This window comes from Oceaniglobus indicus (genome assembly GCF_002751875.1).
GTDB lineage: Bacteria > Pseudomonadota > Alphaproteobacteria > Rhodobacterales > Rhodobacteraceae > Oceaniglobus > Oceaniglobus indicus.
Map to the genome: position 1 here is coordinate 301998 of NZ_NMZM01000002.1, position 17159 is coordinate 319156.

Annotated in this window: 15 protein-coding genes; 6 read left to right on the forward strand and 9 right to left on the reverse strand. The window is 66.0% G+C overall.

Going from position 1 to position 17159, the window contains the following annotated elements:
- The first annotated feature begins 127 nt into the window (after positions 1-127).
- Positions 128-1867 (forward strand): sensor histidine kinase, encoded by a 1740-nt coding sequence (locus CFP68_RS04010; protein ID WP_099824792.1) that lies wholly within the window; start codon positions 128-130, stop codon positions 1865-1867.
- The gene (locus tag CFP68_RS04015; protein WP_099824794.1) at positions 1864-3120 is read left to right on the forward strand and encodes a sigma-54-dependent transcriptional regulator; all 1257 of its coding nucleotides are present in this window, start codon (positions 1864-1866) and stop codon (positions 3118-3120) included. Before CFP68_RS04010 ends, CFP68_RS04015 begins: the two co-directional genes overlap by 4 nt.
- A 40-nt stretch (positions 3121-3160) precedes the next feature.
- Here the strand turns inward: CFP68_RS04015 and CFP68_RS04020 are convergent, their stop codons facing one another.
- From CFP68_RS04020 to CFP68_RS04030, 3 genes are read right to left on the reverse strand one after another with little or no spacing between them, the layout of a single operon-like run.
- Entirely contained in the window at positions 3161-4207 is a 1047-nt protein-coding gene (locus CFP68_RS04020) for an extracellular solute-binding protein (RefSeq protein ID WP_099824796.1), read from the reverse strand.
- Positions 4207-5553, reverse strand: a complete 1347-nt coding sequence (locus CFP68_RS04025; protein ID WP_099824798.1) for a sensor histidine kinase — start codon at positions 5551-5553, stop codon at positions 4207-4209. Before CFP68_RS04025 ends, CFP68_RS04020 begins: the two co-directional genes overlap by 1 nt.
- Positions 5546-6217: a response regulator gene (locus CFP68_RS04030; RefSeq protein ID WP_099824801.1), complete on the reverse strand. Its 672-nt coding sequence runs from the start codon at positions 6215-6217 to the stop codon at positions 5546-5548. The genes CFP68_RS04025 and CFP68_RS04030 overlap by 8 nt, the downstream gene beginning before the upstream one ends.
- A gap of 139 nt (positions 6218-6356) precedes the next feature.
- Here CFP68_RS04030 and CFP68_RS04035 point away from each other — a divergent pair, with 139 nt between their 5' ends.
- The 3 genes from CFP68_RS04035 to CFP68_RS04045 all read left to right on the forward strand — a co-directional run bounded on the left by CFP68_RS04035 (position 6357) and on the right by CFP68_RS04045 (position 9396).
- Entirely contained in the window at positions 6357-7346 is a 990-nt protein-coding gene (locus tag CFP68_RS04035; protein ID WP_099824802.1) for a Bug family tripartite tricarboxylate transporter substrate binding protein, read from the forward strand.
- Positions 7347-7410: 64 nt separating this feature from the next.
- A complete protein-coding gene (locus CFP68_RS04040) occupies positions 7411-7842 on the forward strand; it encodes a tripartite tricarboxylate transporter TctB family protein (RefSeq protein ID WP_099824804.1) in 432 nt (143 codons plus the stop codon).
- A gap of 12 nt (positions 7843-7854) precedes the next feature.
- A complete protein-coding gene (locus CFP68_RS04045) occupies positions 7855-9396 on the forward strand; it encodes a tripartite tricarboxylate transporter permease (RefSeq protein WP_099824807.1) in 1542 nt (513 codons plus the stop codon).
- Positions 9397-9483: 87 nt separating this feature from the next.
- Here the strand turns inward: CFP68_RS04045 and CFP68_RS04050 are convergent, their stop codons facing one another.
- The 4 genes from CFP68_RS04050 to CFP68_RS04065 form a co-directional block, all read right to left on the reverse strand.
- Complete coding sequence (locus tag CFP68_RS04050) at positions 9484-10476, reverse strand: P1 family peptidase (protein WP_099824809.1); 993 nt, start codon at positions 10474-10476, stop codon at positions 9484-9486.
- 72 nt (positions 10477-10548) lie between these two features.
- Positions 10549-12138, reverse strand: coding sequence for an ABC transporter ATP-binding protein (locus tag CFP68_RS04055; protein ID WP_099824811.1), 1590 nt, complete (start codon positions 12136-12138; stop codon positions 10549-10551).
- Positions 12135-12953, reverse strand: coding sequence for an ABC transporter permease (locus CFP68_RS04060; RefSeq protein WP_420915812.1), 819 nt, complete (start codon positions 12951-12953; stop codon positions 12135-12137). Before CFP68_RS04060 ends, CFP68_RS04055 begins: the two co-directional genes overlap by 4 nt.
- Positions 12950-13897 (reverse strand): ABC transporter permease, encoded by a 948-nt coding sequence (locus tag CFP68_RS04065; protein ID WP_099824813.1) that lies wholly within the window; start codon positions 13895-13897, stop codon positions 12950-12952. The genes CFP68_RS04060 and CFP68_RS04065 overlap by 4 nt, the downstream gene beginning before the upstream one ends.
- A 252-nt stretch (positions 13898-14149) precedes the next feature.
- Between CFP68_RS04065 and CFP68_RS18065 the strand changes: the two genes are divergently transcribed.
- The gene (locus tag CFP68_RS18065) at positions 14150-14326 is read left to right on the forward strand and encodes a hypothetical protein (protein ID WP_158234128.1); all 177 of its coding nucleotides are present in this window, start codon (positions 14150-14152) and stop codon (positions 14324-14326) included.
- Positions 14327-14357: 31 nt separating this feature from the next.
- Here CFP68_RS18065 and CFP68_RS04070 read toward each other — a convergent pair whose 3' ends face one another.
- On the reverse strand, positions 14358-15797 hold the full coding sequence (locus CFP68_RS04070) for an ABC transporter substrate-binding protein (protein WP_241523960.1): 1440 nt from the start codon (positions 15795-15797) through the stop codon (positions 14358-14360).
- A gap of 370 nt (positions 15798-16167) precedes the next feature.
- The gene (locus CFP68_RS04075; RefSeq protein ID WP_099824815.1) at positions 16168-17124 is read right to left on the reverse strand and encodes an ABC transporter substrate-binding protein; all 957 of its coding nucleotides are present in this window, start codon (positions 17122-17124) and stop codon (positions 16168-16170) included.
- Positions 17125-17159: the final 35 nt, after the last annotated feature.

The window sequence follows — 17159 nt, forward strand, 5'->3', positions numbered from 1 at the left end:
TTACAGAAAACGCACCGGCCGATGCAGGAAAATCCGCGCGACGGATCGGACATTCTTGCGGGATCCACGAAAAATTGTGCGATATTCCGCACAACCGCCGCCAACTTGATTCGACCCTGCAGGCTTCATGCGAAACAGCTCTCTCCGGCTTCTGCTCTCGGCCCTCTATATCGGCTTGTCGCTTGCGCTGGCGGTGACGGTCTTCGTCGTCTCGTGGCGCGACACGCTGGATCAGCTGGCCCAGACCGGCACCGTGCGCCTGTCACAGGGCGCCGACCGCCTGCTGACCAAGCTGGAAAGCCACCGCGAGCTGATCAACGTCTTCGCCACCCACCCGTCGGTCGGTGCGGTGCTGGACCAGCCCGAGCGGATGGGCGACACCAACGCGTTCCTGCTGCAAATGGCCCTGACAACGGGGATCGAGCGTATTCACGTTCTCGACGTCGATGGCCGCATCGTCGCGGCCTCGGATGCGGGCGGCCCGAACGATCCCATCGGCCAGATCCGCATCGCCCGCCCCGACATCCGCACCGCCCGGACCGGCAGCCTGGGCTTTTATCATGCCGTCGTCGCCCCCCGGCGCCGCGTATTCTTCTATACCCGCGGCGTCCTTGGTCCCGATTCGCGGCCCCGTGGTTTCGTGTCGATGCAGGTCGACGTTGCACAACTTGAATTCGACTGGCGGGTGGATGAAGACACCGTGGTGTTTTTCGACGCCTCCGACGTGATTTTCGTGTCGAACCGCCCCGCCCTTCTGCTGGCGCGGGACACGCAGGCGCGGCCCGACGCCGCGCCGCCACCTCGTTATCCGCCCGACACCCTGCGCGCGCTGCCCGACCACGACACGATCACCCGGTTTGGCCACCGTATCTGGCGGTTCACCGAAGATGCCGACAGCCTGCCCACCACCGCGCTGGCCATGTCACGCTTCGTGCCCCAGCTCGACATGACCGAGGTGGTGTTCAAGGATATCGCCCCGGCCCGTTCGTCTGCGGCCCTGCGTGCCGCCCTGGCCTTCACGCTGGCCGGGGTGCTGGGCCTTGCCCTGCTGTCGTTGTCGCAACGCCGTCAACGGCTGGCCGAACGCCTGATCATCGAAGAAGCCGCGAATGCCACGCTCGAGGCGCGGGTGGCCGAACGGTCGGAACAACTGCGCCGGATCCAGGACGAACTGGTGCAGGCCGGCAAGATGTCGGCGCTGGGCCAGATGTCGGCCGGCATCAGCCACGAATTGCGCCAACCCTTGGCGGCGATCCGCAACTTCGCCGACAACGCCGTGAAACTCCTCCAGCGCGGCCGCCAGCCCGAGGCGGAACAGACCCTGACCGAAATCGCCGGCCAGACCGATCGCATGGACCGGATCATCCGCAACCTGTCGGCCTTCGCGCGCAAGGAACCCGTGACCCTGGAAAACGTCGATCTGGTCGGCGTGATCCGCGACTCGATTGCTCTGACCGCCACCCTGTGCCGCGACAACGGCGTGTCGATCGACCTCGATCTGCCCGGGGCGCCGGTCATGGTGCGCGGCGGCAAGGTGCGGTTGCAGCAGGTCTTCGTCAACCTGATCACCAACGCCGTCGATGCCCTGCAGACCACTGACGATCGCCGCATCGCCATCGCCGTCGCGCAAACCCGCGCCACGATCACCTGCACCGTCAGCGATACCGGCCCGGGGCTTGCCGATCCCGCCCGCGTGTTCGAGCCGTTCTACACCACGAAACACGTTGGCGCCTCGCACGGCATGGGCCTCGGGCTGTCCATCTCCTTCGGGATCGCGGGCAGCTTCGGCGGCGATCTGCGCGCCGGGAACACCGCACGGGGCGCCTGTTTCACCCTCACCCTCAAACCCGGAACCGACACGCCATGACCCGCCCAGACGCAAGACCGGATACCCGCCACGTCCTTTTGATCGAAGACGACCGCGCCCTGCGGCTGTCTCTCGCGCAATCTCTTGATTTGGCCGGGATGACCGTGATCGCCGCGGCCAGCTTCGTCGAAGCGAAAGACCACATCACGCGCGATTATCCCGGCGTCATCCTGTCCGACATCCGGATGCCGGGGCGTGACGGCTTCCACGTCCTGTCCCACACCCGCGGCATCGACGCCGATCTGCCGGTGATCCTGCTGACCGGCGAATCCGATGTCCCGACGGCGGTGCGCGCCCTGTCCGACGGCGCCTATCATTTCCTCGAAAAGCCCTGCGCGCCCGATCACCTGACCGAAACCCTGTCCCGCGCCCAGGATCACCGCGCGCTGGTGCTGCGGACCCGGCGGATCGAACGCCAGTTGCAGACATCGGACCCCGCCGCGACCAATTTCCCCGGCCCGTCCGACATCACCCAGACCCTGCGCGAGAACCTGCGCCGGGCCGCTTCGCTGCCGATCCACCTGCACCTGTTCGGCCCTGCCGGGGCGGGCAAGCGGCTGGCGGCCCATACGATCCACGCGTTGGGGGACGAAGGCGGGCAGTTCGCCACGCTGACGCTGCGAGGCGCCCCCGATGACGCGGTCGGCACCCTTCAGCTGCCGCAGGGGCGCACGATCCTGTCGCTCAAGACGCTCGACGCGGCGACCCTGCGCCAGCAGGACGACCTGTTGCGCCTCAGCGAACAACGCACCGACCTGCGGATCATCTCGTCGTCACAGCAAAGCCTGACCGACCTGCGCGCCAAGGGCCTGTCCGAAGACCTGTTCTTCGCGCTCTCGTTGATGGAGATCGAATTGCCCCCTCTCGAACGGCGGCGCAACGATCTGCCCACGTTGTTCGAATCGCTGGTCCGACAATCGGTGCGGACATTGAACCAGGACATGCCGCCGATCCCCGATGAAATCTATGCCCACGTCATGGCCCGGCCCTGGTCGGGAAACCTGCCCGAGTTGCGGAACTACGCCCATTCCTTCGTGCTGGGCCTCGACGTGACGACCCACGGCCCCTCGCAGATGACCCTGGCCGAACAGATCGACGCCTTCGAGAAGGCCGTCATCACCGAAACCCTGCGCCGTGCGGGCGGACGCGCGGCCAAGGCGGCCGAGGTTCTGGGCCTGCCGCGCAAGACCTTCTATGACAAGCTGGCCCGCCACGGACTGAAACCGCGCGCATTCCGCGGAGACGACGAATGAGACCCGCTTTTTCTTGCCCCAAATACTCGAAATCCCGCCCTCACTGCTGGACTTTCGGCGGGAAGGATGCGCGCCACCGCGCGCCGAACAATGCTCGCTTCTGCGCATCCAGCGCCAGCAGCAGCGCGGGAGTCAGTTCGATCGGCCGGCGAATCGACGCCACGCTGTCCGGCAGATCCGGCGCCCCGGCCTCTTCCTCCAGCGGCACGATCAGCAACGCCCGCTTCAGCGCGGCGCGCCCCGCTTGCGACAGCAGGAAATCGACAAGGTCCGCGGCCGCCTGCGGCGCGGCCGCGGACCTGGGGATCATCGCCGCACGCGACAGCACCAGGGTATAATCGGCCGGTGCCACCACACCGACGCGGGGTTCTTCCGCCGCGCGCGCCAGGGCATAGGAACCCAGCACGTTATAGGCGATCAGGTATTCGCCGCGCACCACGGCATCGATGATTTCCGCCGAACAACAGGTGGCGATGGCGCCCGAACGTCCGAAACTTTCCATCAACCCGCCGAATGTCGTCGCCTCCAGCGAATCCGCAAAGGCCAGCAGATACCCCAGGCCCGACGCCTCGATGTCATAGGTGGCGATGCGCCCGACATAGGGGCTGTCGGCGGGGCGCAGCAGGTCCAGCAGGTCGAAACGCGATGCCGGCACGTCGTCAGCCGGCACCAGATCGCGGTTATAGACCATCACCGCCGGCTCCTCGGTCACACCCCAGAGCTCGTCACGCCACCGCAAGGCCGACGGCAGGCTTGCCGTCAGGGCCGATCGGTGGGGGCGCGCACAGCCTTCGTTGACCAGGTGCACCATCTGGTGAACCGCCGAACTGATGACCAGATCGGCGCCACCTTTCCCCGCGGCGCACTCGGCCACGCTCAGATCGTGCAGATCGTTCGATCCCCATTGTTCGTAGCGCACGCGCAAATCGGGGTGCAGCGCGATGTAATCGGCGACCACCGGCCCCATCACGGCCAGGTCGGTGGTGGACCGCAGGGTCATCGTCGCCGGGCCGGTGCCGAAGTCCTTGACCAACTCCTGGGCCTGGGCCGGAATTGTCAGCAGGATCAGGGCCAGAATCCAGCGCATCACACCACCCCCGGAAGGATCAGCGCGGCCTCGAAGCCGCCATCGACCGGGCCCAGTTGCAGAACCCCGCCATGGCTTTCGGCGACCGCGCGGCTGATCGCAAGCCCCAGGCCGCTGCCCCCCGTCACGCCGGCGCTGACAAAGCGCGCGCCAAGGTTGTCCGTTCGTGCCGGCCCTTCCCCTGCATCCCGCACATACAGCACGCCGTCGTCCCGCACGCCGATCCGCACCGGAGGCCGACCGTGGCGCAGCGCGTTGTGCAACAGGTTCCTGCCCGCCTCGCCCAACGCAAGGCTGTCGCCGCGCACCATCACCGGATCGTCGGGCAGGATCAGGTCCGCGGCACCGCCGCCCGTGGCCTCGGCGTCCTCGAACACATCCAGCGCGATATCGCGCAGATCGACCAGTGCGCGGGGCTCGGTGTCGGTGCGGTGGATGATCATCGCCTGGGCCAGCATCTGGTCCAGCAGCCGGCTCAGCGATACGGCCCGCGCGTGGATCTTCGCCATGATCGCGGCCCGCCTTGCCGGATCATCTTCGTCCGCCGCCAGCTGCGCCTGCGCGCGCAATGCCGCAACCGGGGTGCGCAACTGGTGTGCGGCATCGCCGATGAGGTTGCGGTTCGACGTGACCTGGCGGTCCAGCCGCGCCATGAAATCGTTCAGCGGCGACAGCAGTTGCGCCACCTCGCCCGGCACCTTCAGATCCAGCGGTGTCAGATCGGTGGGATCGCGTGCCCGCAACGCCGCCCCGATTCGGGGCAACGGCACCAACGCCGACCGCAGCGCCAGCCAGGCCAGCACCGCAATGGCCGCCCCCGCCATGCCCAGAACGGTCACGGCATTGCGGGCGATGTCGCGCGCCAGCTCGCGCCGGGCCCGCACCGTCTGACCGACGATCACCTGCACCGGGCCGGAAAAGCTGCGCTCGGCGAAACGGCGGGTCAGCGAGACGTATCTTGCCGGCTCATCCCCGAACGCGCCGTCATAGAGCACGGGCGCCCCCGGTTTTTCCGGCAACGGCGCCGCCGCGCTGCCTGTCACGGTCGCGCCGTCAGGGCCGATCACGCGATACCGGATCCGGTCATCCGGGGCCAACGCCAGAAGCTCGAACACCGAAACCGGCATGTCCACCACCGCCGCACCGTCGCGCACCGTGATCGATGCCGCGATGCTGTTGGCGGCCCCCAGCAGCAACCGGTCATAGGTTTCGCGCGCCGCCTGCCGCCCGTATCCCAGCGCGGCCGCCAACACGAACGCGCCCCCCGCCAGCAGAACGGCCGCCATCGCCAAAGCCACCCGCGTCTTGATCGACATGGTCGGCAGGCGCCACATCGTTTCAGCCATCGGCAACCATCCGGTATCCAAGGCCGCGGTGGGTTTCGATCGACACGCCGCTGCCGCCCAGTTTCTTGCGCAGGCGGGCGATGTAAAGTTCGATGGCGTTCACCCCGACCTCGCCCTCGTCAAAGGAAAACAGCCCGTCGAACAGACGCTCCTTGCTCAGGATATGGCCGGGATGTCCGATCAGCATCGACAACAGCGCCAGTTCGCGACGCGTCAGGGCCACCGCCTTGCCGCGGACGCGGGCCAGTTGTGCGCCCGGATCGAACTCCAGCGCACCCAGCCGCATCCGCGCTTCGATCCGGCCGGCCTCGCGGCGGGTCAGGGCGCGCACCCGCGCCTCAAGCTCGCGCAGGTCGAAGGGTTTCACCAGATAATCGTCGGCCCCGTCGTCCAGCGCATCGACCCGCGCCGCCACCTCGAAACGCGCGGTCAGCATCAACACCGGCGTCCGGTCACCCGCCCGGCGACGGGCCCGCAGGAAGGCGCGCCCGTCGCCATCGGGCAGATTGATGTCCAGCACGACGATATCATACTGCTGCACGGCGACATGGGCCTCGGCCGCCGCCAGATCGGGCGCGATGTCGCAGGCATATCCGGCCCGCGCCAGCGACGCCGCGATCGCCTCGGCCACATCGGCGGTATCCTCGACCAGCAACAGGCGCATCCGGTTCCTCCCGCCCGCAGCCTAGCGCGCAAAGATCGGGCACAAAAGGGATGACAGGTCCATGACAGGTCTGTCACCTATGGACAGATCAAGGGCCGGTGAACAATGCCCGGCCCAACACACGTGGAGGAGACACGACATGACCATCACCATCGGGCGCGCCATGCTGGCCGCCGTGACGCTTGCCGTCGCACCGTTCGCCGTCCAGGCACAGGATTTCATCCCCGAGAACCCCGAATGCATCGCCCCGGCCAACCCCGGTGGTGGCTGGGATTTCACCTGCCGTCAGGTCGGCAAGTCGTTGCAGGACGAAGGCATCATCAATTCCACCATGCAGGTCGTGAACCTGTCGGGCGGCGGCGGTGGCGTGGCCTTTGCCGAGGTCGTCAACAAGCGCGCCGATGACAACGACCTGATCGTCGCCGCATCCTCGGCCACGGCGACCCGTCTGGCGCAGAACGCGTTTCCGGGCAACACCATGGATCAGGTGCGCTGGCTGGGCTCCATCGGCGCCGACTACGGCGTGATCGCCGTGGCCGCCGACAGCGAATATGCCGACCTGCCGGCGCTGATGGCGAAGATGAAGGAAGACCCCAAGGCGATTTCCATCGGCGGCGGATCGGCCGTTGGCGGCTGGGATCACCTGAAGGTGCTGATCGCGGCCCAGAAGGCCGGCATCGAAGACGTGCGCGGCGTCAAATACATCGCCTTCGCGGGCGGTGGCGAGGCCGTGACACAACTTCTGGCCGGATCGCTTCAGGCGTTCACGGGCGACCTGTCGGAAGCCAAGGGATTCGTCGAATCCGGCGATATCAAGGTGCTGGCGGTGCTGGCGCCCGAGCGTCTCGAGGGTGAATTCGCCGACATCCCCACCGCCCGCGAACAGGGCATCGACGCCATCGGCGCCAACTGGCGCGGCTTCTATGCCGGCGGTGACATGTCCGATGCCGCCTATGACTACTGGGTGAACGCCATCGGTACGCTCTATGCCTCGGACGCGTGGAAGACCGTGATGGAAAACAACGGCCTTGCCCCGCTCGACCTGCAGGGCGCCGAGTTCGAAGCCTTCGTGCAGGAATCGGTCGACAGCATCACCGCGCTGTCGAAGGAAATCGGCATCATCCAGTAAAACGGCCCACGGCCCGCCCCATGAACCGGGCGGGCCGTTCCACATCCGGGAGGGACCAAGACCCATGAGCGATCGCATCTTCGGCGGCATCGGCCTTCTGATTGCGCTGATCTTTGCCTGGCAGGCCACGATCATCCAGGAAAGCTTCCTGTCCGACGCGGTGGGGCCGAAAACCTTTCCGCTGATCATCGCCGCCGTGCTTGGCATCTCGTCGCTCTATTTCCTGTTCAAACCCGACCCCGAACCGACATGGCCCACCCTGGGCCGGTTCGCCGAAATCTTCTTTGCCGCGCTGGTGATGATCGCTTACGCCGAGCTGCTGCCCGAGGTCGGCTTCCTGATCGCCACCGCCGTCGCCTCGACCTATCTGACCTGGCGGCTGGGCACCGGACCGCTGCAAAGCGTGATCGTCGGCATCGCCACGTCGGTCGGCATCTACGTCGTGTTCAAACTGATCCTGGGGCTGTCTCTCGCCTCCGGCCCCCTTGGCTTCTGAGGACGCATTCCCATGGACACCCTTTCCTCTCTCGCCGACGGTTTCGCCGTCGCCCTGACATTTCAGAACATCGGCCTGGCGCTGATCGGCTGTTTCCTCGGCACGATCATGGGCGCGCTTCCGGGTCTTGGCCCGTCGAACGGCGTCGCGATCCTGATCCCGCTGGCCTTCACGCTGGGCCTTGGCCCGACGCCCGCGCTGATCCTGCTGACCTCGGTCTATTACGGGGCCATGTATGGCGGGCGGATCTCCTCGATCCTGCTGAACATCCCCGGTGACGAACCGGCGATGATGACCTGTCTCGACGGCTATCCCATGGCGCAGAAGGGCCGCGCGGGCGAGGCTTTGGCCCTGTCCGGCATCGCCTCGTTCGTCGGTGCGTTCTTCGCCACTTGGGGTCTGGTCCTGCTGGCGCCGCAACTGGTCAAGGTCGCGCTGCTGTTCGGCCCGGCCGAATACTTCGCGCTGTTCACCCTGGCCTTTGCCACCCTCGGCGGCATTTCCGCATCGAACCAGGCGAAATCCGCCTTTGCCGCCGCGCTGGGCCTGGGCTTGGCCATGGTCGGCGTCGACACGCAAACCGGCGTGCCGCGCTTCACCTTCGGCGAGGTGCATCTTTATGACGGCATCGACTTCCTTGTCGCCATCGTCGGCCTGTTCGCCCTGTCCGAGGTCTTCGTCTTTCTCGAACACCGCGGCTCGGCCGCCGAGGAAGCCGCCAAGCCGAAGATGGACATCGGCAAGATCGTCCCGTCCTGGGGGCTGATCCGCTATTGCACGCCGACGATGCTGCGCACCACGGTTCTGGGGTTCATCGCGGGGGTGCTGCCGGGGGCCGGTGCCTCGCTCGGCTCGTTCATCTCGTATTCCATGGAGAAGAAGCTGGTCGATCCCAAGGGCGAAACCTTCGGCAAGGGCGATCCGCGCGGCGTCGCGGCGCCCGAGGCGGGCAACAACGCCGCTGCCGGGGGCGCGCTGGTGCCGATGCTGGCGCTGGGCGTGCCGGGGTCGGGCACCACCGCCGTTCTGCTGGCTGTTCTGCTGTCGCTCAACATCACGCCCGGTCCGCTGCTGTTTTCCCAGAACCCCGACGTGGTCTGGGGCCTGATCGCGGCGCTGTTCATCGGCAACTTCATGCTGCTGGCAATGAACATCCCCATGGTCGGGCTGTTCGTGCGGGTGCTGATGGTGCCGCCGCGCATCCTGATGCCCATCGTCGCCATGGTGTCCTTCGTCGGCATCTACGGCATCTCGGGGTCCAGCTTCGATCTGCTGGTGATGGTCGGCTTCGGTATCCTCGGCTGGGTCTTGCGCAAACTCGACGTGCCGCTGGTGCCCGTCATCCTCGGCACGCTTCTGGGCAACGAGATGGAGGTCAACATGCGCCGCGCCGTCACCATCAACGACGGCGACTATTCCATCCTCGTCGGCTCGCCCCTGGCCATCGCCCTCTGGACCATTGCCGTGGTCGGCTTCGTGCTGCCGATCTTCTATGGCAAGGTGCTGAAGCGGAAGATGAAAAACCCGAGCGAGGAAGGATCGCTGAAGGATTGACCCGACCTCCGGGCGCCCGGTCCATCGCCGACCGCCCGGTGTCCCCATGCCGCCCGTGACGCGCGCACAGCCGGCGCCAGGGCGCGATCAGGTGCCCCTGCTGCGCCATGTCGGCAGGATATCCCCCGCCTCGGCCGTCGCCAGAAACACCCCCCGCGCGATCGACCGCGCCACGCAATGGGCCGCCGCCGCGCCGATGCCGGGCAAATCGGCGTCCTGCACCGGCAGGGCGCCGGTGGACAGCGCGAACACGATATCGCCGTCCATCGGGGTATGGGCCGGCACCACCGCGCGGGCGATCCCGTCATGGGCGGCCACCGCAACCCTCTGACATTGCGCCTTGGTCAGCGCCGCGTCGGTCGCAACGATGCACAACGTCGTATGGGCGCGAGCCGTCATCGCCGCCATCTTCCGGCTGTCGGGGCGAAAGCACAGCTCGCTGGCGGGATCCACACCCAGGCCGCCGAACTCGGCCCCCATCTCGAACGGCGCGGCCCAGAACCGGCCCGACGGCGTCAGCACGTCGCCGACCGGGTTCGCTGCCACCAGGGCGCCGACCGTGATCCCCTGTTCCAGAACGAACGACGCCGATCCCAATCCACCCTTGCACGACGCCGCCACCGCACCCGTGCCCGCGCCGACACTGCCCAGCGCCACATCCACCGCTGCCGCCGCCAGCGCGGCGCGGCCCAGCGCACCATAGGGGTTCGCGTCCCAACCCTTGTCGCCTCCGTTCAGCAGGTCGAACAGGATGGCTCCGGGCACCAATGGCACCCGCGCGGGGCCCACGGCAAAGCCCCGCCCGGCCGCCCGCAATCCATCCGACACCCCCGAACAGGCATCCAACCCGAAGGCCGATCCCCCCGACAACACCAGCGCGTCGACCGCCGTAACCGATTTGTCCGGCGCCAGAAGATCCGTCTCGCGGGTGCCGGGCGCACCGCCCATCACATGGCACGAGGCAACAAAGGGCGCATCCGCGACGACGACCGAACACCCGGATTTCAACCGCCGGTCCTGCGCATGTCCGACACGGATCCCCGCCACATCCGCAATGGTATTCCGCACACCCACCCGCATCACATGACCTTTCGCTTTTTCTTGCTGAAAATACTCGATCCCCCGGCCGATACATGGTGCCGTGCCATCGTGTCAGTCACCATTCGCAAAACGCGGCATCACCGGCGCTGCGGCGATCAATTCGCGGGTATAGGGATGCTGCGGGGCCGAGAACACGCGTTCGGTCGCGTCATGCTCGACGATGCGTCCCGCCTTCATCACCAGAACGCGGTCGGTGACCGACCGCACCACCGACAGATCGTGACTGATGAACAGCCACGCCAGCGCCCGGTTGCGCGACAGGTCGGCCAGCAGGTCCAGCACCTGGGCGCGCACCGACACGTCCAGCGCCGACACCGCTTCATCGAACAGGATCAGCTCGGGGTTCAGGATCAGCGCCCGCGCGATGGCAATGCGCTGACGCTGTCCGCCCGAGAACTCGTGGATGTAACGATCGGCATCCGCGGCCGACAGGCCGACCGCCTCGAGTGCGGCGTTGACCCGGTCGCGCCGCGCCGCGCCGCCTGGCGGCCTCGGCATCAGGTGCAGCGGTTCCGAGATCAGGCGCGCGACGCGGTGGCGCGGATTGAAGCTGCCATAGGGATCCTGGAACACCACCTGAAGACCGCTGCGCAGCGCCCGGGGCAGCGTGGCGATGTTGCGCCCGAACGCCTGGATCTCGCCGCCCTGCAATGGCTCCAGCCCCAGGATGGCGCGCGCCAGGGTGGATTTCCCGCACCCGGATTCGCCCACCAACCCGACCCGTTCGCCGGCATGTATGCTCAGGCTGACGCCATCCACGGCCCGCAACAGACGACGCCGCGCAAAGGGCCGGCTTCGCGGCAGGGGATAATCGCGCACGGCCTCGCGCACGGCCAGAATCTGCGCGCCCTGCGTGGCTGGCGGGGGCAGATCCGGGCGGTGGGTCGAGGCGGCGAACAGCGCCCGGGTATAGGGATGTTCCATTTTCGTGAACACCGCGCGGGTCGCGCCGGCTTCGACCACGCGACCCTTCTGCATCACCGCGATCCGGTCGGCCATCTGTCCGACAACGGCCAGATCGTGGGTGATCATCAGCATCCCCATGCCGAAATCCGCCACCAGCCCCCTGAGCAGATCGAGGATTCGCGCCTGTGTCGTCACGTCCAGCGCCGTTGTCGGCTCGTCCGCGATCAGCACCTTCGGGCGCAGCGCGATGGCCATGGCGATGACGACGCGCTGGCGCTGCCCCCCCGAGAGTTCGTGGGGATAGCGCGAAAGCGCTGCGCGGTCCTCGGGCAGGCCGACCCGGTCCAGAACACCGCGTGCCCGCGCCATGGCATCGGCACGCGACGCACCGTCATGCAGGCGAATCGTTTCTGCCACCTGCTGACCAATGCTCTGCAAGGGATTGAGCGCCGTCATCGGTTCCTGGAACACCATGCCGATGTCACGCCCCCGAATCCGACACAGTTGCGCCTCGGACGTTTGCAGCAGGTCGCGGCCATCCAGCAGGATGCGCCCCCGGGTCGCGACCCCGGGGGGCAACAGCCCCATCGCCGCCAGGGCGGTGACCGACTTGCCCGATCCCGATTCGCCGGTCAGGGCCACGATCTCGCCCGCGTCGATGGTGAACGACACCTGGTGCAGGATCGGCCGGCCGCCGATCGACACGTCCACACGTTCCAACGCCAGCAAGCTCATGCGCGCATGATCCGCAGCCGTGGATCCAGCCGGTCGCGCAAGCCGTCGCCCAACAGGTTCAGCCCCAGAACGCTCAGCACGATGGCCATGCCGGGAAAGATCGCCAGATGCGGCGCAAAGGCCACCATGGTCTGGGCATCGGCCAGCATCCGCCCCCAACTGGGCGTCGGGGGCTGTGCGCCAAGGCCGACATAGGACAGGCCGGCCTCGGCCAGAATGCCAAGCGAAAACTGGATCGTTCCCTGCACGATCATCAGCGAGGCGATGTTGGGCAGGATATGTTCGACCGAAATTCGCGCCGCCGACTTGCCGCAGACCCGTGCCATGGCGATGAAGTCCCGCTGCCACAAGCCCAGCGCCGCCCCCCGGGTCAGGCGGGCAAACACCGGGATGTTGAAGATGCCGATGGCGATGATCGCATTGACGGCGCCCGCGCCGAAAACCGCGGTGATCAAGATCGCGATGACAAGTGCCGGAAAGGCAAAGATCAGATCGTTGCCGCGCATGATGATCTCGTCCAGCCAACCGCCATGGCGCACCGCCGCCGTCAGGCCAAGCGGAATGCCGACCCCCATGCCGATCCCGACCGCCAGGATCGCCACGGCGATCGAGGTGCGCGCCCCGACCATGATCATAGACAGTATGTCGCGTCCGAAATGATCGGTGCCGAACCAATGCACCGGCGATGGCGGTTGCAGCTTGTTCGGGATGTCCAGGGCATCGACGGGCCAGGGTGTCCAGGCCAGGGAAAGCAACGCGGCGAACACGAACGTCGCCGCAAGGCCCGCCCCCCATACGAAACTGCGCGATATCATCGGCGTGACCGCAACCGGGGATCGACGAGGGCATAGGCGAGATCGATCACGAAATTCACCATGATGACCGCGAACACCAGCAACATCACGACCGACTCGACCACGATCAGATCGCGCTGCGAGATGGATTGAAACACCAGCCGGCCCAATCCCGGCAGATAGAACACCTGTTCGATGATGATCGCGCCCGCCAGCAGGAACGAGAATTGCAGCCCGATGATCGTCAGGACGGGAATCATCGCGTTGCGCAAGGCGTGACGCCAAAGGGCCTGCCGCCGGTTCAACCCCTTGGCACGGGCGGTTCGAATGAAATCTTCGCCCAGCATGTCGATCAGGCTTGATCGCATCACCCGCGCCAGGATTGCCGCCTGTGGCAGAGCCAGGGCGACGGCGGGAAGGGTCAGCGCCTTGACGCCGGCGACGATGCCCGCATCCCATCCCGGAAAGCCCCCGGCCGCGAACCAGCCAAGGTTGATCGCGAAAAACGAAACCGCCAGCATCGCGAACCAGAAGTTGGGGATCGCCACACCGATCTGCGTCGCCACCATCACGCCTACATCCCCCCGCCGCCCCCGGCGCGAGGCCGCGAAAATGCCAGCGGGAAAGGCGATGACGACCGCCAGCACCAAGGCATAAAGCGCCAGCGGCAGAGACACCGCCAGACGCTCGACGATCATCTCGCTCACCGGGCTGCGATAGGCATAGGAGGTGCCGAAATCACCGGTCAGCATCCCCCCCACCCATCGAACATACCGCACGACGGTGGGCGCATCCAGGCCAAGCTCGGCCCGCAGAGCGGCGATCGTGTCGGGGCGCGCATTGACCCCCAGCATGTATGACGCAGGGTCGCCCGGCGCGACCTCGATGACAAGAAAGACCACGACCGACGCGACCGCCAGACTGACAACCAGGGAAAACGCGCGTCCAAGGGCATAGGCAAACATGGCGCGACGTTAGGCGGCGGGCGGCAACTGGTCCAGTGGACTTTTGCACCCCACCCCCGTGGAAAACGATTGAAACAGGCCGTTTTCAGCACATCCTGCGAAGGACGCGAATTTCCTTTGACAACCCTGGGTTGTAATCCCACAATGATCCGCACGACACGCGCAGATTTTTCGACTTCTTGATCGGTTAAACCCGGTTTAGGAAATTGAGAAGATGATGGCGTGAATGTTCAACGGTGCAGGGCGTATCAAATGGTTGTCGGATATCTTTTCGTCGGAATTCTCACCGGTATCTTCGGCGGCACCGCCGCATTTGCGCTGGATCACGGGATGTGGTCGATCGCGCCCATCACCTATTTCTCCGCGATGCTGGGCTTCACCTTGGCGGCGGCCGCGCGCCATGTCGCGGCGACCTCACGTCAGGATTGATCACCAACCGCCCCGGCGGCAAATCCACCGGCTAGCGATCCCAGCCAACTGCGGTCAGATCCACCGCCTGCGTCGGCTGATCACGCCACAATCCTGAAAGACCGACTTTCGCGACGGTGGGAATCGCCAGTTCGAACAGGAACGCATTGACGTAATCGCGCGCGATCATCTCCTGCGCCTCGCGCAACAGGGCCGTGCGGGCCTCCGGATCCGTCGTCTCGTTCAGCCGGTCCATCAGCGCGATGAAATCGGGATCGCCATACTGAAAGTAATAATCGGGATTGGCATAGATGCCGATATCCATCGGTTCGGTGTGCGACACGATGGTCAGGCCGAAGTTCTTTCCGTTGAACGTCGACTCCAGCCACTGCGCCCATTCCTGGTTCTCGATCTCGGTGTCGATCCCGACCGCCCGCAACTGCGAGGCGATGATTTCGCCACCCCGGCGTGCATAGGAGGGCGGCGGCAACTTCAGGGTCGTGGTGAACCCGTCGGGAAACCCGGCCTCGGCCAGCAATTCGCGCGACCTTTCGGGATCATGGCCCGACAGCGCGATCAGGTCGACATAGGCCGGATTGTGCGGCGCGAAATGGGTGCCGATCGGCGTGCCGAGCCCGAACATCGCGCCATCGATGATCGCCTGACGGTCAATGGCATGAACCACCGCCTGCCGCACACGCACATCGTCGAAAGGGGGCTGGCCGTTGTTCATGGCCAGGATGGTTTCCCCCTCGGTGGTGCCGACCAAGACCTGAAACCGGGGGTCCGCCTCGAACTGCGGCAGGTTTTCGGGCGCGGGGAAACCGACGAAGGCATCGATGTCGCCCGCCATCATGGCGGCAAACGCGGCCCTGGGATCCGAGATGAAACGGAACGTGGCCCGCTGCAATCGGGCCGTTTCACCCCAGTAATCAGGGTTGCGAACCAGATCGATCCGGTCACCCTGTCGCCAGTCGTCAAAGACGAAGGCACCGGTCCCCACCGGCGCCGTGGCGATGGTCGCGATGCTTTCCGGTGCCACGATCACCGCATCCCCCCAGGCCAGATCGAACAGGAAATTGCCGGTAGGGCGGCTCAATGTCACCTCGACCGTCAACGGATCGATGACGCTGACGGTTTCGATCGGCGCGAACAAACCCTTCTGTGCGTTGGTGCTGTCCTCCGACCGGGCGCGATCCAGCGAGAATTTCACATCCTCGCCGTCCAGTGCCGTGCCATCGTGAAACGTCACGCCATCCCGCAAATGAAACGTATAGACCAGACCGTCGTCCGAGATATCCCAGCGTTCGGCCAGCCCGGGCACCACGGATCCATCGGCTGCAAACCGGGTCAACCCCTCGAAGACATTCGAATAGAGGACCGAATCGATGGCGCCCGCCGCCCCGCTGGTCGGATCCAGGTTTGGCGGCTCAAGCTGTATCGCCACGATGACATCGTCGCGCGCCGCAGCGTGAAGGGTGCCCCCCAGCATCGCCAGCGCGAGTGTGAAAGCAGCATACAGTGCTGCGCGAATTCTCGGGACGGTCATGGCAATCTCCGGCATCTCCAGGGGGGGCTCAGAACGTGTGCGCGACCTTCCACCGAATAAGCCTGGCGATCAAGAACAACCGGACCCGGCTGGTGCTGCCCGGGCTTTTCTCAATGACGGAAATACTCCCGCCGGAGGCACCCCGAACCTGCCGCCCGCGCACCGCTGGGGATCGGCCACCACGGGCCCCGGGGCGACGCCCGCGCGTCGGATCAGACCGGATCTGGCGGGGTAAATGGAGCGCCTTGAGTATTTCAGGCAAGAAAAAGAGAGCGGCGCACCGCTCCCTTTCCTATCGCATTGATTTCGCCGATCAGAACGGGCTGTCGGGGAAATAGAACTGTTCGGCGTTCTCGGGCGTGACCAGTTGCGAGCCGATGATCATGCGGCCCGATACCGGCGTCTGCGACACGAGGCCCAGTGCCGTCATCTCGATCGCGGTCGAGATCTGCGCCGGCGGATAGGTCACGTTGACGGGCAGTTGCGGATCGCCGTCCATGATGCGCTTGATGATCTGCTTCATGCCGGCACCGCCGACCACCCACATCTCTTCGGTGCGGCCGGCCTGGGCGATGGCCTCCATCACACCCACGGCCATGTCGTCGTCCGATGCCCAGACCGCGTCGATTTCGGGATATTTCGACAGGTAGTCCTGCATGACGTTGAAGGCGTCGTCACGGTTCCAGTTGCCGTGCTGCTTGTCCAGGATCTCGATCCCGGATCCGTCCAATGCGGCCTCGAACGCCTCGACGCGCTCATTGTCGAGCGTGGTCGGGATGCCGCGCAGGATCACGATCTTCGAGCCGGACTCGAGGTTGTCGACGAAGTATTCCCCTGCGACGCGACCGAAGCCGGGGTTGTCCCCCGCGACGTAGAGGTCTTCGATTCCGGGCTGCGACAGGCCGCGGTCCACCACGGTGACCCAGATCCCGGCATCCGCGACGGCCTTGACCGGCGAGGTCAGCGGTTCGGATTCGAACGGCAGCACGACCAGCGCATCGATGTCGCGGGTGGCGACCATGTCCTCGATGTCGTTCACCATCTTGCCCGCGTTGCCCGCGGTGGCCAGCACGAAGGTCAGCTGCGGATAGACGCCTTCCAGCCGCTTGATGGTGTCCTGGGCGTGGAAGTTCAGCCCGCCCATGAACCCATGGGTGGCCGACGGAATGGCGACCCCGATGGTATATTCCTGTGCGTCCTGCGCCGCCAGCGGTGCGGCGGCAAGCGTTCCGGCAAGCGCGACGCCGGCCAATACGGATCTTCTGAGCATGTCTCTCTCCCTTACTGTTGCCCCTCTGTCGGGGG

Bases quoted from the DNA above. Each gene is read 5' to 3' on its own strand.
- CFP68_RS04010 (WP_099824792.1), top strand. From the start codon at position 128: ATGCGAAACAGCTCTCTCCGGCTTCTGCTCTCGGCCCTCTATATCGGC.
- CFP68_RS04015 (WP_099824794.1), top strand. From the start codon at position 1,864: ATGACCCGCCCAGACGCAAGACCGGATACCCGCCACGTCCTTTTGATC.
- CFP68_RS04020 (WP_099824796.1), bottom strand. From the start codon at position 4,207: ATGCGCTGGATTCTGGCCCTGATCCTGCTGACAATTCCGGCCCAGGCC.
- CFP68_RS04025 (WP_099824798.1), bottom strand. From the start codon at position 5,553: ATGGCTGAAACGATGTGGCGCCTGCCGACCATGTCGATCAAGACGCGG.
- CFP68_RS04030 (WP_099824801.1), bottom strand. From the start codon at position 6,217: ATGCGCCTGTTGCTGGTCGAGGATACCGCCGATGTGGCCGAGGCGATC.
- CFP68_RS04035 (WP_099824802.1), top strand. From the start codon at position 6,357: ATGACCATCACCATCGGGCGCGCCATGCTGGCCGCCGTGACGCTTGCC.
- CFP68_RS04040 (WP_099824804.1), top strand. From the start codon at position 7,411: ATGAGCGATCGCATCTTCGGCGGCATCGGCCTTCTGATTGCGCTGATC.
- CFP68_RS04045 (WP_099824807.1), top strand. From the start codon at position 7,855: ATGGACACCCTTTCCTCTCTCGCCGACGGTTTCGCCGTCGCCCTGACA.
- CFP68_RS04050 (WP_099824809.1), bottom strand. From the start codon at position 10,476: ATGCGGGTGGGTGTGCGGAATACCATTGCGGATGTGGCGGGGATCCGT.
- CFP68_RS04055 (WP_099824811.1), bottom strand. From the start codon at position 12,138: ATGAGCTTGCTGGCGTTGGAACGTGTGGACGTGTCGATCGGCGGCCGG.
- CFP68_RS04060 (WP_420915812.1), bottom strand. From the start codon at position 12,953: ATGATATCGCGCAGTTTCGTATGGGGGGCGGGCCTTGCGGCGACGTTC.
- CFP68_RS04065 (WP_099824813.1), bottom strand. From the start codon at position 13,897: ATGTTTGCCTATGCCCTTGGACGCGCGTTTTCCCTGGTTGTCAGTCTG.
- CFP68_RS18065 (WP_158234128.1), top strand. From the start codon at position 14,150: ATGGTTGTCGGATATCTTTTCGTCGGAATTCTCACCGGTATCTTCGGC.
- CFP68_RS04070 (WP_241523960.1), bottom strand. From the start codon at position 15,797: ATGCTGGGGGGCACCCTTCACGCTGCGGCGCGCGACGATGTCATCGTG.
- CFP68_RS04075 (WP_099824815.1), bottom strand. From the start codon at position 17,124: ATGCTCAGAAGATCCGTATTGGCCGGCGTCGCGCTTGCCGGAACGCTT.